This window comes from Butyricimonas hominis, from assembly GCF_014287455.1.
GTDB lineage: Bacteria > Bacteroidota > Bacteroidia > Bacteroidales > Marinifilaceae > Butyricimonas > Butyricimonas muris.
The window spans coordinates 114,351-131,321 of the sequence record NZ_JACOOH010000001.1 but is presented as its reverse complement, the minus strand read 5'-3'; the positions used below and the strand labels follow the sequence as shown (position 1 = coordinate 131,321).

Genomic DNA, 16,971 nt, shown 5'->3' with positions numbered 1-16,971 from the left:
GCGCAGATACCGTCTTGTTCAAGAAACTAATCCGAAGTAGGATTCGGGATTAGTGATGTTAAACTATTAATACAAAGTTATGGAAAAAAATCAAACCATGCAACAAAAGGCTCCCTGGAGTTTCTGTTTGCGGTCTTTTCGGGTGACGAGAGCGTTTTGGGTTTTGTTGTTTTGCGGCTTGTGCATGACGGCGATGCCGGTAAACGCCCAAGATAGCAAGGTCACTCTCCACGTGAAAGATATGCCGCTGGGGGATGTCGTTAAAGAATTGAGAAAACAAACCGGTAAAGATTTCCTTTTTAGCAACCGAGAGGTCGATGCGAATCAAAAGGTGACCGTGGACGTGACGGCTAAGTCTTTGGAGGATGTACTTCCCTTGGTTTTCGGGAAAAATTATCGTTTCGAGATCGAGGAAAACGTGGTTGTCGTGCGTCCGTTCGTGCAAATGACGGCTTCCGGGCAGAAGGGCTTACTGGTTTCGGGTGTGGTTCTGGACGAGAAGCAACAGCCTTTGCCGGGCGTGACGGTAAAACTCATGGGAACTACGGTAGGTACTGCAACAGCCCAGAACGGTAAGTTTGCATTGCATTTGCCGATCACGAAGGGAACGCTGGAGTTCTCGTTCGTGGGCTTCAAAACACAGCAAATCGCATTCTCGGAAAGTACGCGGGATTCTATCCGGGTGATCTTGAAAGAGGATGTAGCCGGGTTGGATGAAGTACAGGTAATCGCTTACGGGCAACAGAAGAAACGGACGGTGATTAGTGCGATATCTTCCGTGAGGGCGGACGATATAAAGGAGTTGCCGACGCATAGTTTGGAGAGTTTGTTGCAGGGACATATGGCAGGTGTAGAAGTGAATAATATGTCCGGGGCTCCGGGAGGAGGTGGTTCAATCGTGGCGATTCGGGGGTATAATTCTCTTTTTGTCGATAAAGAGGGAGAGCGTAGTGCAGAGGGAGATGATCGGAAATACGGGACGCCACTTTACGTGGTAGACGGGGTGCCTATTCAGGCGTTTACTTCCCCGATCACGGGAACGAATACCTTGTCGAACTTAGACCCGTCGATGATCGAGTCAATCGAAGTGTTGAAAGATGCGGCTTCCGCCGCAATTTACGGGTCGCGTGCCGGTAACGGGGTAATTTTGATTACCACGAAAAAAGGACGTTCAGGACAGGCTAAGTTTTCGGTAAACGTTTCTTATTCTGCATCATGGTTGCCGGAGACGCCCACGCAGACGGGAGGAAACTTGGAACGTAAGTTTAATATTTACGGGTTACGGAATACGGTTACCCCCTATCAAGACAAGGATGGAAACTGGAAAATACCCACTTCTTACGAGGAGATTTATAATTTTAAGGGAACTTCAACCAATCAACCCGAGTATGATTGGTTCTGGGGGACAAACGGGAATTGTAATACCGCACTTTTCTTGCAGGATAGTTTGAACGAGTTTTATAACAATTCCACGGATTGGTGGAGGTACACTTATCGCACGGCGAACGTGTACAACGCGAATATTCAGGCAAGCGGGGGAACGGAAAAGGTGCGGTATATGCTGGGAGCAGGTTATTACAAGGAAGAAGGTATCATGAATGGTAGCGATTACCAGCGGGTGAACGTGTTGACGAATGTTTCGGTTCATCCCACGGAACGTCTTACTTTGGATAACCAGATTTCTCTGTCTTACACGGACCGGAGCCGGGGAGGGAACACGTCTTCTGCCAAAAAGGTGGAAGGAATTGTCGTGAATCCCATGCAAACGACGACTTTGTATCCCGGGAGTTCTTATATTAAGGAATATATGCTGGAGAGATTGAATTCCGTTTCCCAGAAAAATCACGGGTATGGTGCTCGTTACGGGATGGTGTTGAGCTATGAAATTATTCGTAATTTGAATTTGAAGATTTCGGGTAGCGTGGACTATAGCCAGGAAAATTTGAACCAGTTCCAGCCGAGTGCCTTGGATAAGTATTATCATTGGTCTGTATCGGACGGGAATATCGGTCGTAATTTGTCGATTTTGAATGAAAACTTGTTAAATTATAGTTTTACGCTTAGACAGAATCATAATTTTGGCATATTACTGGGGTTATCGTTCCAGAAAGATCAAGCTTATTCAAACGCCGGTTCCGGTCGTAATGGGCCGAATGATTTCGTGCAATACGTGCAAGGGCAATGGGGGGATAATAATGGTTTGGTGAATCTGGTTGATCCTGCACTTAAGGATAAACAGGAGCCGATGTATGGTTCCGCGTATACTTACTCTTCGGATTTCGAGGAAGAACGGATGAACAGTTATTTCGGTCGCTTCATGTACAATTACAAGGAGAAATATATGCTTGAGGCGACAATTCGCCGGGACGGTTCTTCTGTTTTCGGTGAAAAAGTGCGTTGGGCGACTTTCCCGTCGGTAGCCGTGGGGTGGGCTTTTTCGGACGAGCCTTTCTTGAAGAATTTGTATTGGTTGAGTTTCGGTAAAGTACGTGTCAGCTGGGGGAAATCGGGACAAAAATTCAGACAGCGTTATCTGGCTCACGGGTTGATGAAGGATAGTGAGAATTCTTTTAACGGGAGTTTCGGGATTGAGCCGGATGCTTCCGGGGGTGTTATTAACAGGAAGTTGACTTGGGAGGAGACAGATCAGTACGACTTGGGTTTGGATGTCAGTTTGTTCAATTACCGGGTTAAATTGACTGCCGATTATTACTACCGCAAGACTACCGGACAATTGAATCAAATGAAACTTCCTACCGATGTTTCCTTCCATAATTTCCAGTGGAGAAATGATTTAGGCGTGGAGAACCAAGGGTTTGAAGTGGAATTGACCGCCGATTTCTTCCGGGAAACGGCTGTGAAATGGAGGATGAAATTCAATATTTCCCGGAACTGGAATCGCTTTGTTAAAAGTGCCAATAACCGCGATTTACAGGGAAATGTGCTGGGAAAACCATTGTACCGGATATCCGTGTATAAAACGGACGGATTCTACAATAGCATGGACGAGGTGCCGCGTTATTTCACGGAATCGAACGGCATACCCAAGCCTTTGACGGCTGAAGGGGCTTACGCTATCTTTTTCCCGGGAACCCGGAAAATCCTTGATTTGAATGGCGACGGCAAAATTAGTAGTGATGATATGTATTACGCGGATAGCCCTCTTCCTTTGGCACATGGCGGGTTTATCAATGAAATCACGTGGAAGCAATTTGATTTGAACGTGTTGTTCACTTATTCTTTGGGACGGCACACGATCAATTCGTATAAATATTTGAATGCGGACGTGGCAATGACGGATGGAAGTCCTTTACTTGGGGACGTGCGTAACTATAATGTCTGGACGGGACCGGATGGCAAGCATCATGATTTTCCTCGCGTGCAGTTGTACTCGACTCTGAATAACCAATACGTTGGTACGTATGATGAAGCGATTGAGAACGTGCATTTCATTCGATTGAAACAACTCACCTTGGGATATAACTTGCACGAGCGGATAGCCAAGAAGGTCGGTCTTTCGGGTGTGCGGTTGTTCCTGACGATGGAGAATTTGTTTTTGTTGACGAATTATTCCGGTTTGGATCCGGAAACCGTGGATATTACTTCGGGTGTGGATGCTTTACAAGCTTACCCGTTGCCGAGAAAGTTTACCGTTGGGTTAACCATTAATTTTTAAAGAGTATGGATATGAAAAAGATATTTGTCATGATATTGCTCTTGCCGTTGTTCTCATGTAATGATTGGTTGAACGTGGAGTCGGAGAAGTCGGTTACTTATCTGAACTATTTCAAGAGTGAACAAGATCTGGAAAGTACGTTGATAGCGATGTTCGGTTATGAAAAGAGAGTATGTGGGGATGTCATTTCTCGGACATTCGACTACACGGGTTTAAGGTGTGATGATCTGGCAGAACGGAACGGATACCGGGAATTGGATAAAAATAGCTTTTTTAATATGCAAAGGCAAGAGAATTGGGCCCTGCAATATAACGCTATTTATCTAACCAATATGCTTGAAGAAAATCGTTTCCGTTTTGAAAATATTTCCGAAGAAAGAGCGGATTACTGGATTGCCCAGGCTAATTTTATAAAAGCCTATATGTATTTCGATTTGGCGCGTAACTGGGGGGATGTTCCCTTGGCTCCCGGAACGGAATCGATCAGCGAGGTGCCAAAAAGTTCCGTGGATACGATTTTGAGGGAAGCGATACGGTGCGCGGAAATAGCCTTGATTCTTCCCACGCATGACAAGCTGACGGATGCTAACGGAAATAGTGTTTCCTCGAAACAGTATGCCAGTTTAGGTACGGTACACACGTTGCTAGCCAATATCTATGCCTGGATGGGTGGACTTTACGGCAAGGAGGAATACTGGAAAAAAGCGGAAGAGCATGCTTCGCTTGTTATCGATAATAAGGTCGGTTCTTACGCTCTGGAAGAAACGATTGGGGAGATGCGAGATAAAGCATTGGGTGTCGGTCGTAATAGCGATGAAACGATTTTTAGTATCGCGATAAATTCGCGAGACGAAGATCGCTATTGGAATAATTTTTTCGAGTGTCGTTATTCGGGGCTACTTTTATTGGCTTGGCCTTACACGGGTGTTACCGTGGAAGATTTCGATTATGCTTACGTGCCGAAGATAACGGTTGAAACCGTCGAGAATATTTATTCGGATCCTGCCGATACGCGAAAGGCGGTGTACTGGAAAGATTTGGGAGAAGTGACTTTCCCGAGTATAGACTGGGTTTATGACCCGGAGTTAGATGATTACGTGGAAGAAGAAGTGGAAATTATTTCTCAATACGCCTTTTTAAACAAGTGGGATAAGGTGATTAATTCTACTAATCCTACTATTATTGAGGGAGGAGAGTCTTCTTTGTTGGCGATGGACGGCGATCGGGTGGTATGGCGGTTGGCGGATTTGATTTTGCTAAGGGCGGAATGCCGGACACGTTTGAAAATGGCTACTGCCGTGGAGGATTTAGACCGGGTTCGGGAACGTGCGGGATTGGAAAAATACTCGGGAAGTACGGACTCGGAAATCCTGCGAAAGGAGATTTTCTACGAACGGGAGCGGGAGCTTTTCGGGGAAGGACAACGTTATTTTGACATCGTGAGAAATGGTTACTACCGGGAGGAATACCCGTATGCGGATATGTACGGGGAAAGTTATTTCCTGTCATACAAGTACGCGGCATTGACGGATGAAGACGTGAAAAACGGGGCGTTATATTTACCGGTAGCGAGAAAATCTATGGAAGAGAACACATCAGTGAAACAAAATACATATTGGTTATGGCATCAAAATTAAGATATTCATTTATGGGCTTTGTTGCCCTGATGGTCGTGTTAGGAAGTTCCTGCACGAAGTACAATTATATCGATGGCGGCTTGGCGAACGGGAAGCATGATTGTTCTATGTGGGAGTATTTTCACACGGATGGTTATGATTGGGACTCCACGATTATTATGATCGAGCACGCCGGGTTAAAATCTCTTTTCGACGGTACGGGAGAGTACAAAGAGATTACTTTTTTCGGTTTGACAAATCACAGTATCCGCGGGTATATGTTGGATATTAACAAGAATCTGGAGGAAAATGATCCGAATTTCTTGCATCGGGTGACGGATATTTCTGCTGCTAAATGCAAAGATGTATTGGAAAAGTTGGTTGTCCCGAAACGAGTGATGTTGAAAGATATTCCCAGGGGTAACCGGGTGAGAATTTCAAACGATTACGACGAGAGGGAAGGAACTACTTTACAGAGTATCCGGGGTGAACTTTTTCTTTGGACAGTGAGAAGTACATGGGAAAATGTACAGGATGTCGGAGCCGTTAGTTTGTTTGTTGCCAGCCATAACGTGATAGGTGGTAAAAATGAAGTAGTCGCTTCAACGGATATACAGACCACGAACGGGATTGTGCAAGCTTTGAATTACGATTTCGACTTCAAAAACTTTTAAACAGGTGTGTTATGAAAAGAATTATGTATGTATTGATGTTAGGTTTTGTCTTCGGCCTTTCTGCTTGTGAAAAGGTGGAGGTGGGATATCTGGAGACTAATAATGCCGTTTATTCGATAGACACGCTATTCCTTTACAATGTGGAGGAGCGGCTGGTGGAGTATAAGGAATATGAGGCAAAATTTAATGAACAGGCAGGTCCTATAAATCAGCGGCTTGAAGCGATAGAAGAGGAGATAGAAGAGAAACGATATGAAATATATGATATTGATGATATATTGTATGATCTTAATTACGAGATAGAGGCGGGAACTGCAACTGATGAGATGCGGGCTGAATATGACAGGCTAATGGAGGAACGTGAAGGTATCAATGCTGAAATTAGAAAACTAGAGAATGAAAGATGGGACAAGCGGGACGAACTTAAGCGAATAGCAAAGGAACTGGGTTTCGATTCTGCCGCACAGATTACGGATGGGGTGGCAAAGTTGGAGAATACATTGAAGTATAATATACCGTGGAATACCTCTCCGTTAGGGGGAATATTGGGAACCCAACCCATGACTTATTCTATTGGCGAGATAAAGAACGAAAAACCGGAAAACGCGGAGTTGTTCCGTAAATCCCTGTCGATCATGGGAGGAGGAATCATGTTTGTCGCGTTTGATGTAGAGGCTCCCGCGGGAACTTATACCGTGTCGGTTGTCGTTGAAAACGAGGGACAACGTGCGGTTTTGGAGGATGCGTTTACGTTTATTCTGGAGGAATAGTATGATAAATCTTGAATTTGATTCTTTAGTAAATTAAATCAGAGTTTATGATGAAATTATTTTATATGTTAGTGTTCCTGATCGGGATGCTGGGAAATTTGTCCGCCCAGATGGTGGTGTTCAAGGGCTCTTTTGACGAGGCTTTGAAGAAGGCGAAGGAGGAGAAAAAGGATTTGTTCGTTGATTTTTACGCGGACTGGTGCGGACCTTGCAAGGCGATGGCTACACGGATATTCACGTTGCCGGAGGTGGGAGAGTATTTTAACGCTCATTTTGTTTGCGTGCAGGTGAACGTGGAGGCAAAGGAGAATAGCGCGGTGGCGAAAAAATATGACGTGAAGGTTTTACCCACGATGGTATTTATCAGCGGGGAAGGCAAAGAGTTGAGACGGGTACAGGGAGCCATGGAGGCGGCAGCTCTTCTGAAAGAAGCGAAGATCGCGAGAGGGGAAGAGTTGAGTTTCACGCAATTGTATGAAAAGTTCAAGAAGAAAAAGAACGATTTGGATTTACATCAACAACTGTTATTGGATGCTCCCCTTTTCTTGCCGACACAGGAGGAATATGACCGGCAGAAGTGGACGACCCGGATCGAGAGCCTTTTCACAACTTATTTGAAAAATAAGAAGTTGGAGGACATGATTAACGAGAAGGACTTTCAGATATTGATGTTATATCATCCGCAGACTTCTAAAGAGGATCCGGTGTTCGATTTCGTTGCCGCCAATTATGATAAATTCGCTCAGGAGGTGAAAAAAGAAGAGGTTGCGGGGTACTTGATCGCCTTGAATAACGGGTATATTGTTCAGTTATGTAAGAAAGGCGATTTGGCTTACAAGGCTCGTTTGGATCGGGTGAACAAGGATTTGAAACCGGTGTATTCCGAGATCTCGTTCGGTTCGTTGAGCGTGTTGGATGCTATCACGCTGCTGGCGGACGCTACTTATTATTTGTACCGGCATGACGAGGCAAAGTTTTTCGAAAACATGGATAAATATTTTGCCGGAAAAGGTGATCAAGTGGAGTCGGGAGATTACGGGCAGGCGTTAGAGGATTTATCGATGGCTTATAACGGGCAGTTGACAAAGAATGCTTACCTGAAGTCCATTGATTGGATCACGAAGGCTTTGGAAAAGAAAGATATGGATGCGGAAATGCATACTCGCTTTTTGGTGATACTGGCTCAATGTTTCCAGAACACGGACAACGTGGAGAAAGCCAAGCAATGTTTGAACCAAGCTTTCGTGGTAAGTGCCGGAATTGCTGACCAGATGCAGATGCAATATATGCAACGGATGATAAAACAATATATGGAAGGTTTATAGAAAGTAGTGTGCTTTATCTGAATACTTGACCGTATCCCGGGTGTAAGATACGGTTTTGAATAATGGTGAGTGCAGGATGTGGTCGATACGGAACGAGGGGAATTCCCCGATGAAGTGTTCCCGAGACCACGTCCTTTTTCGTTGAAGCTATCGGTTTTCCCGTTTATTTGACAAATTCCCAAAAGTTGTCTGGTGTTATCACTTTGAAAATGGAGTTTGGATAAGTTTCTGCAAAGATTTTCGGTATGGAAGTTTTACTTTTAGTGTTCCATTTAAATTCGAAGGTTGTTAGTATTCCGTCTTGGTCTTCTACTAGATCAATTTCTTTTTGGTTATGGGTACGCCAAAAATATGGAATGGCAAAGTTTTTGGAATAAGAATTACGTTTTACTCTTTCGCATATCATTAGATTTTCCCAAAGCGCACCCACGTCATTCCGTAGTTCCAATGGTGCAAAATTAGAAATGACAGCATTCCTGATTCCATTATCGTAAAAATATACTTTCTTCCCTTTTTTTATTTCGTTTCTAAGGTTACGATTGAATGAATCCAGTCTAAAGACAACAAAGCATTTTTCAAGGAGATTGATGTAGTTTTCCACGGTTTCCCTGTCCACTCCTAATAAATTACTTAATTCGTTATATGATACTTCACTACCTAGTTGCAATGCTAAAGCCCTGACTAATTTTTGCAAGATGTCAGGCTTCTTCATTCCCTTGTAAGTGAAAAGGTCTTTGTAGAGATAATTGTTGGCAAGAGTTACTAGAGTTCGTTTGGCATCGGTCGGTTCGTTAATAACTTCAGGATAAAGACCGTAAATCATTCTTTGTTCCAATAAACGTTGTTCTTCTCTTTCGGATGTATGAGCTGCAAGTTCGGATAACGAGAATGGGAATAGTTGATATTCTATGATACGTCCTGTCGCCGGTTCATTTATTTCATTTGCCATATCAAGAGAAGAAGAACCTGTAACAATCACTTGTCCGGCTAGTTTTAAATCACCGATCATTTTAATTGTCAGACCTATATTCTTTACTCTTTGGGCTTCATCAATAAAAATGATCTCGTAAGATGATAACAATAACTTGAGTTCTGTCGATGTTTTTTCCTCTAACAACAACTTGTCATCAAGGTTGTCACAATTTAAGAATAAGCATTTCTTTTCTTTGGAAGATAGCCCTTCCAGTAATGTTGTTTTTCCGACTTGTCTTGCACCTAGAAGTACAATAACTTTTTTTCTTTTAAAATCGGCGAGTATTGAATTGTAGATTTCCCTGTTTATCATATAAACTTTCTTTTGGACAAATATATGAAATTCTGTGGTTGTAACCGCAAAATTCATATAAATTCTGCGGTTATAACCACAGAATTTAGTTAAAATATGATATAACGAAAGTTTTATTACATGATAATTTCTTTCTTTTATCTATGCGAAGGGGCATATTTTAGTTTCGTTTTCACGGGGTAATGGTCTGAATACCTGACAGTATCCCGGGTATAGGATACTGTTTTGAATGATGGTGTGTGCAGGATGTGGTCAATACGGAACGAGGGGAATTCCCCGATATAAGTGTTCCCGAGGCCACGTCCTTTTTCGTTGAAGCTATCGGTCATTCCAGTGGATAAAGTATGGTAGGCATAGGAGAGGGGCGTGTCGTTGAAGTCGCCGCATATAATCACGGGGTAGGGGGATTGTTGCATGTGGGCTTTGATTTCAACGGCTTGGTTGGCTCGATTGCGGTTCGCGTGAACGAGGCGTGAGGATATCTTTTTGACGCCTTGCGTGGCGTTTTCCGTGTTACCGCTGGTCAGGTTTTTATAGATTTGTTCTTCTTTGTTGCCAAGGCGATAGGATTCCAAATGAATGGCGTATACCCGGACGGTGTCACCCTTCACGTCGATGTCCGCGTAAATACAAGCGGCGGCATTGCCGGGAGGGAATTTGATTACTCCTTTATGGATGATAGGATAACGGGAGATCAAGGCAACATCCTTGTTGCGATAGCGGTATTTGTATTCCGGAAATTTCTGGAAGGAAGCGTCCCGGTTGGGAAATTCCTGTATACACACGATGTCTGCATCGCTGTTGTTGATGTAATCCATGATTTTTTTTGGTGCGTCTTTTTCCTGCATCCAGTTATTCGCGTTCATTTGCCGGATGTTGTAAGTCAAGATGGAAAGATCGTGGGGTGCGTCCGGTGCTACTTTGGGGTTTAAGGCATAGTAAGTTGTGATAAACGGGTACCCGGAAGCAATGACTAAAAAAGAAAGAATGGCAATCTTCTTCCACCGGAAGAGCCAATAAAGAAATAATATGATATTTGCTATTAACAGGTAATGGTAAGCGAGTCCCAGTAGTGACGAGGGATAAAACGTGTTCGGGTTTACATACGGGGAAGTATAGCTTCCCAGCAAGCCGATCATTGCCGCAATCGTGATGATCCTCATAACCGTGTTAAATAGACGAACCAAATTAATTTATGATTTTAAATTCTATTAATTCCTTGATTTATGATTTAAGATTGAGTATCCCTTCTGCCAATCACCGCTTTTTTTATCGTAAATCGTAATTCATAAATCGTAAATTGACTCGTTTTCAATTTTTTGATTTGAACAAAATCTCTTTTTCTTCTTTTGTCAGGCTTTCGTAGCCGTGTTTGGAGATTTTATCCAGAATGTCGTTGATGCGGTTGTCCTTTTGTTTCTTGTACTCGTTGTATTCTATGTCGTTCATATCGGATACTTTCTTTTTGTATTTGACATGCATTTTCTTTTTCGGTTTACTGAAAAGTTTACCCAGTTTGTCGAGGAGTGACATAAGACCGCCCGTGAGGTCAAAGTTGCGACGCATGGACAGCGTGAACAAATAGCCGAATACGGCACCTCCCAAATGGGCGATATGTCCCCCCGCGTTTCCCGACGGGATACTGATAAGGTCAATTACTGCCGTGAAAATGGCCAGATGGATTAACTTCACGGGACCGATCAGGAAGACGTATATCTTGTGATTCGGGAGATAGGTACAGACTGCAAACACGATAGCCATGACGGAGGCTGAAGCCCCGATAGCCCACGAGTAGAACCGTTCGACCTCGAATGCCGGAAATATGGCATAAGCGGCGATATACACGATTGCCCCGCTGATACCTCCCAAAAGATATACTCCCGTGAGTTTCGAGCCGGAGAAATAATTCAGGAAAATAGACCCGAACCAGTATAACCATAGCATGTTGAACAGTAGATGGATAAATCCGAACTGGGTGAACATGTAGGTGATGATGGTCCACGGGGTATGGAGAAGATTTTCCGGTAGGGCGGGAACTCCCATGTAAGGCAACAGCATGGCGTCGACATTTTTTCCTCCTGTCAAGGTGATCACGACGGCAATCAACTTGATGATGATAAAGACTCCTATATTGATATAGATAAGTCTGGTCAGTGCAGAACCCTGTCTGAACGAGCTTTTTATCCCGCCCCAAATTCCTTCTGAAAAGTTCGATCCATACGAGTTGTTATACATATCCGTTTATTTCTAATAAAATCGTTTACTATGTTTCCGCCAATAGAGGATCAGGAAGAATCCGAATAACATACCACCGAGGTGTGCGAAATGTGCCACGTTGTCCCCTACTGAATTTTGAAGCCCAAAGAATAATTCGGCTGCACCGTAAAGGAGCACGAAATATTTTGCCTTGATCGGAATCGGGATGAACATCAGGAAGAGTTCCGTGTTCGGGAATAACATTCCGAACGCTAACAATATACCGAATACGGCACCGGATGCCCCGATCGTAGGAGTATTCTGGTATGCCTGTATGATATTTTTGAATATTTCTTCACCCATTTGCGCGAACTGGGTGTTCGAGGGATATTGGTTCCACTGATCCACGATCTGCATCGCGTATGACACGAATTTCGGGTTGCTCACGTGCGCCCGGACGAACTCGGCCAACAGTCCCGGTTCGGGAGTGCTTTGAAAGGCATAGAATTGTTCCTGCATGTTATGAACCCCGTACCAGCTTACCAGTGAATGGAGTGCTGCGGCACCCAAACCGGTAACGAAATAGTAGATCACGAATCGTTTGGTACCCCACACGGATTCAAGAATACGACCGAACATGAATACGGCAAACATGTTGAAGAAAAGGTGCGCGAGCCCCTGTTGCGTGAACATGTGCGTGATATACTGGTATATTTTGAAATCCGGGGATTGCGGCAGGTGCATGCCGAGTATGTTCACCAAATCTAAATTCAGTTTCTGTCCTACCGTGTTGATCAATAGGAATATGATGACGTTTATAATGATGATAACCTTTACTGCGGGAGTCATGCCTGCGAATGGTCTATAGTTGTTCATTGTTCAGCTGGTTTGTTGTTTTCTTTATTCTCCGGTTTATTATTGTTTTTGTTTTCCGGTCTGTTATTTTGATTATTTCCTTGTCTTCGGGGATTCCGATTGTTACCTTGACGGTTGTTCGGACGATTATTGCCTTGGCGATTGTCTTGCCTGTTGCCGGGTCTGTTCTCGTTCTTGGTCAAAGTCTTCTTTTCGGTCTTTTCCCCGGAGGCATTTACGTCTTTTTCTCTCGGTTTGTTTTCCTCGTTGTTATTTTCTTTTTGAGGATTTCTCCGGTTCCTGTTTCTATTACGGCGTCTGCCACTTTGTTCCTTCTTCTCGTCGAAGCGATTCAAACTCTCTTCGCCGACACCGTCGGTATATTTGATATTTACCGCTTCGTTCTTGTCGATTTCGAGTGCTTTCGCCGGAATGATCCCTTTCTTGTTCAAGGCGATGATCTCTTTTACTCGTGCCACGGGTAATTTAATCAGCACGCCGCGTCCTTCTTTGTCAAACGAATAGGACATATTCCGTCCGAAAATATCTGTTTTCTGGTGATAGAGCATACCTTCGCCCGTGTTCAACCATACATTGGACGAGGGGAAGTCCTTTTGTTCGTCAATGTAGGCATCCACCTCGTAATTAAGACAGCATTTTAATTTACCGCATTGTCCCGCGAGTTTTTGGGGATTCAATGAAATATCCTGATATCTCGCCGCGGATGTGGATACGGAAATGAAATTCGTGATAAAGGTCGAACAGCATAGTTTACGCCCGCATGAACCGATACCACCGATACGTCCGGCTTCCTGACGTGCACCGATCTGTTTCATCTCGATGCGGATATGGAATGTTTCCGCCAGAATCTTAATTAACTTCCGGAAATCCACCCGGTCGTTGGCAATGTAGTAGAATATCGCTTTGGTCTTGTCTCCTTGGTACTCCACGTCCCCGATCTTCATGTCAAGATTGAGGTCTGCGGCGATGATTCGCGACCGGATCATGGTATCGTGTTCCAACGCGATGGCTTGTTGCCATTTCTCGATGTCGTGCGGTTTGGCTTTCCGGTATACCTTTTTCAAGGGATTGCGCTCCAAGTCAACCCTTTTCAACTGCATTTGCTCTTTCACGAGTTCACCCGTGAGCGATACGATTCCGATATCGTGCCCGAGAGCCGCTTCAACCGCCACGATGTCCCCGATATTCAGTTTCAAGTTGCTGTTGTTCAGGAAGAAGCCCTTGCGCGTGTTTTTGAATCTTACCTCCACGATATCGGATGGGGTACAACCTTCCGGAATGTCCTGCATCCAGTTGTAGACGGTAAGTTTCCCTGCCAACAGGCGATGGTCAATTACCGGAACAACCGTGGGGTGCTGCTTTATATCTTTATTTTCAATGTTTTCTTGTTTATCTTCAGTTATTTCGCTCATAGTGTATTAATTGAAAATTGAAAATTGAAAATTGAAAATGAGTGGACTTCTGTCTTTCGAGTAAATATTTTCGTTTTTCCAATGCTTCAATTTTTAGTTTTTATCTTTTATTTTATAGTTCTCCCGTCACGGTCTGATGTTTTGCATCACTTTGATACAAAGATCCGTGAGGATAATTTTCCCGTTCCCGTTTCGAATGATGTCGCTGTATGCTTTCTCGAATTCTTCGAAAAGAGGAATGATATTTCCTTCATGCACGTAAGGAGAGAATTTCGTGGAAAAAGTCTTCTCTCTTTCTGTCATGTATACAATTTTTTCTATCCCAAAGTTCCGGACAAAATTCTCCCGTAACATCCGGGTGCAATGGATTAGAAAACTTTTTTGTTTCTCTCTCCCGAGAGAGGCCAATTCGTTGACAAATTCGTTGACAGGAAGCATCTTGCGTTCCCAGCACAAGCGCATCATCTGTACGAATTTCTCTTGGTTATATATCGTTTCGTCAGTTTCGTTCAACATCCGGAGTGCTTTCAGCCAGCTCCCGGAGGCCACGTGTGCCACCTCCTCGGCGGATTCCCGAACCAGGCGTTTTTGCAGTACCAGTTGTTCTGCGATATCTTTCTGTGTTAATGGCGGAATATTGATTCGCTGCGTGCGGGAAAGGATCGTGTTGATAATCTCTTCCGCATGTTCCGCTATTAATAGGAAAAGCGTGTTCGGGTAAGGCTCTTCCAGTATCTTGAGTAGTTTGTTGGAACATTCCGCTTTCATTTTTTCGGGCAACCAGATGATCATCACCTTGTATTCCGATTCAAATGATTTCAAGTTTAGTTTGCGGAGAATGTTGCCGCTTTCCTCCGTGTATATCATGGCTTGGGCGTTCTCGTCCGCTCCCATGGCACTTAACCATTTTTCAAGGTCTATATAGGGACTTTCGAGCAAGAGTTTTCGCCATTCGTTGATATACTCGTCGCTGATAGGTGTTTTTATCCTCGTGGATTTTACAACAGGATACACAAAATGCAGATCTGGGTGAATCAACTTCTGCATTTTTTTGCATTCGGGACAGACACCGCAGGCATCTTCGTGTTTATCTCCCGTGCAAAACAGGTATTGTGTGAAAGCCAAGGCCAAAGCCAGTGAACCCGCTCCCGTTTCCCCGGCAAAAAGTTGAGCGTGACTGATTCTTCCCGATTGCAGGGAAGATATCAGTCGTTGCTTTATCTCTTCATGTCCTATGACGTCTTTAAAAAACACCTTATCAATTTTAGATTTAAAGATTTATGATTTTAGATTTCTCGTCCGCAAGCCAACGCTTTTGTAATCGTAAATCGTAATTCATAAATCGTAAATTAATTTGTTTTCAATTGAATGCCTAGTTCATCGAATTGTTCTTTCGCGATCTCGGAGGGAGCGTCGAGCATGACGTCACGACCGGAGTTGTTCTTCGGGAAAGCGATGACGTCGCGGATTGAATCAAGTCCGGCGAACATGGAAGCAAGACGGTCAAATCCGAAAGCGATACCGCCGTGAGGAGGAGCCCCGTATTTGAACGCACCCATGAGGAAACCGAATTGTTCTTGCGCTGTCTCGTGCGAGATTCCCAAGCAATCAAACATTTTGGATTGTAGTGCAGAGTCGTGGATACGGATAGAACCACCACCGACTTCCACTCCGTTGATTACCATATCGTAAGCGTTTGCCCTAACCTTACCCGGGTCGGTTGTCATCAAAGAAATGTCTTCCGGCTTGGGGGAGGTGAACGGGTGATGCATTGCGTAGAAACGCTGGGTTTCTTCATCCCATTCCAACAACGGGAAGTCTACCACCCACAGAGGTTTGAATACATCCTTATCTCTTAAACCGAGGCGGGAACCCATTTCTAAGCGTAAATCGCAAAGTTGAGCTAACGTCTTGAATTTCGGTCCGACGAGAATCAACAGCAAGTCGCCCGGTTCTGCTTTGCAGGCATCCGCCCAAATCTTCAGATCTTCCGGGGTATAGAATTTGTCGATGGATGATTTGAATGTGCCGTCTTCGTTGTAACGCACGTAAACCAATCCTTTTGCTCCTGTTTGCGGGCGTTTCACGAATTCCGTTAATTCGTCCACTTGTTTGCGGGTGTATCCGGCACATTTCGGTGCGCAGATCGCCCCGATGTATTCCGCCTCGTTGAACACGGCAAAGTCTTTTCCCTTTGCCACGTTTGTCAAATCGACGAATTTCATGTCAAAACGGATATCGGGTTTGTCACAGCCGTATTGCTCCATGGCGTCAATCCACGTCATTCTCGGTAGCGTGGGAATATCCACGTTCCGGATTTCTTTGAACAAATGCTTGATCAATCCCTCGAATGTATCCAGAATATCCTCTTGTTCCACGAACGACATCTCACAGTCAATTTGCGTGAATTCGGGTTGACGGTCTGCGCGGAGGTCTTCGTCCCGGAAACATTTCACGATCTGGAAATAACGGTCGAAACCGGAAACCATCAGCAGTTGTTTTAGCGTCTGCGGACTTTGCGGCAAAGCGTAGAATTGACCTTGGTTCATACGGGAAGGTACCACGAAATCACGTGCGCCTTCCGGTGTGCTTTTTACAAGCACGGGAGTTTCTACCTCGATAAAATTCTGGTTGCTCAGGTAATTTCTTACCAGTTGCGCCATCCGGTGGCGTAACTCGATGTTCTTGCGTACAATGGGACGGCGTAAGTCCAAGTAACGATATTTCATACGGAGTTCATCACCGCCGTCGGTTTGGTCTTCTATCGTGAAAGGAGGAGTTTCCGACTCGCTCAGCACGGTAAGCTCGTTCACGGATATCTCGATATCTCCCGTCGGAATTTTATTGTTTTTGCTGGCTCGCTCGATCACGGTTCCTCTTACCTGAATCACGTATTCCCGTCCGAGTTTAGCCACGTTATTTTTAATTTCTTCGGGAGCGGACTCTTCAACCACCAATTGGGTAATGCCATAACGATCACGTAGATCCACGAAAGTCATGGCTCCCAGTTTTCTTACCTTTTGTACCCATCCGCTAAGACAAACGCTCTCTCCCGCGTTTTCTATCCTTAATTGCCCACAAGTATGTGTTCTATACATAATTATCAAATTTAGATTCTGGCATAAATATCCTGCGAAAATA

12 protein-coding genes are annotated in these 16,971 nt (G+C 44.3%); 5 read left to right on the top strand and 7 right to left on the bottom strand.

What is annotated here, in order from left to right; all coding sequences use genetic code 11:
* Positions 1–79 precede the first annotated feature (79 nt).
* From H8S64_RS00500 to H8S64_RS00480, 5 genes are read left to right on the top strand one after another with little or no spacing between them, the layout of a single operon-like run.
* Positions 80–3,676, top strand: a complete 3,597-nt coding sequence (locus H8S64_RS00500; protein ID WP_255469366.1) for a SusC/RagA family TonB-linked outer membrane protein — start codon at positions 80–82, stop codon at positions 3,674–3,676.
* An 11-nt stretch (positions 3,677–3,687) separates the two neighbouring features.
* Entirely contained in the window at positions 3,688–5,313 is a 1,626-nt protein-coding gene (locus H8S64_RS00495) for a RagB/SusD family nutrient uptake outer membrane protein (protein ID WP_186974559.1), read from the top strand.
* Entirely contained in the window at positions 5,298–5,966 is a 669-nt protein-coding gene (locus H8S64_RS00490; protein WP_186974558.1) for a hypothetical protein, read from the top strand. Before H8S64_RS00495 ends, H8S64_RS00490 begins: the two co-directional genes overlap by 16 nt.
* 11 nt (positions 5,967–5,977) lie before the next feature.
* Entirely contained in the window at positions 5,978–6,736 is a 759-nt protein-coding gene (locus H8S64_RS00485) for a hypothetical protein (protein ID WP_186974557.1), read from the top strand.
* A gap of 47 nt (positions 6,737–6,783) precedes the next feature.
* Entirely contained in the window at positions 6,784–8,061 is a 1,278-nt protein-coding gene (locus H8S64_RS00480) for a thioredoxin family protein (RefSeq protein WP_255469365.1), read from the top strand.
* Positions 8,062–8,224: 163 nt separating this feature from the next.
* Here the strand turns inward: H8S64_RS00480 and H8S64_RS00475 are convergent, their stop codons facing one another.
* The 7 genes from H8S64_RS00475 to aspS form a co-directional block, all read right to left on the bottom strand.
* Positions 8,225–9,346, bottom strand: coding sequence for an ATP-binding protein (locus H8S64_RS00475; protein ID WP_186974556.1), 1,122 nt, complete (start codon positions 9,344–9,346; stop codon positions 8,225–8,227).
* 137 nt (positions 9,347–9,483) lie between these two features.
* Positions 9,484–10,509 carry an endonuclease/exonuclease/phosphatase family protein gene (locus tag H8S64_RS00470; protein ID WP_099290909.1) on the bottom strand — a complete coding sequence of 342 codons (1,026 nt, stop codon included), beginning with the start codon at positions 10,507–10,509 and terminating at the stop codon, positions 9,484–9,486.
* 148 nt (positions 10,510–10,657) lie between these two features.
* Positions 10,658–11,581, bottom strand: coding sequence for a rhomboid family protein (locus H8S64_RS00465; RefSeq protein WP_186974555.1), 924 nt, complete (start codon positions 11,579–11,581; stop codon positions 10,658–10,660).
* A 12-nt stretch (positions 11,582–11,593) separates the two neighbouring features.
* The gene (locus H8S64_RS00460) at positions 11,594–12,418 is read right to left on the bottom strand and encodes a rhomboid family intramembrane serine protease (protein ID WP_099290907.1); all 825 of its coding nucleotides are present in this window, start codon (positions 12,416–12,418) and stop codon (positions 11,594–11,596) included.
* Positions 12,415–13,830 carry a PSP1 domain-containing protein gene (locus H8S64_RS00455; protein WP_099290906.1) on the bottom strand — a complete coding sequence of 472 codons (1,416 nt, stop codon included), beginning with the start codon at positions 13,828–13,830 and terminating at the stop codon, positions 12,415–12,417. Before H8S64_RS00455 ends, H8S64_RS00460 begins: the two co-directional genes overlap by 4 nt.
* Positions 13,831–13,956: 126 nt before the next feature.
* Positions 13,957–15,084 carry a DNA polymerase III subunit gene (locus H8S64_RS00450; RefSeq protein WP_099290905.1) on the bottom strand — a complete coding sequence of 376 codons (1,128 nt, stop codon included), beginning with the start codon at positions 15,082–15,084 and terminating at the stop codon, positions 13,957–13,959.
* Between the two features lie 95 nt (positions 15,085–15,179).
* Positions 15,180–16,928, bottom strand: a complete 1,749-nt coding sequence (aspS, locus tag H8S64_RS00445) for an aspartate--tRNA ligase (protein WP_099290904.1) — start codon at positions 16,926–16,928, stop codon at positions 15,180–15,182.
* Positions 16,929–16,971: the final 43 nt, after the last annotated feature.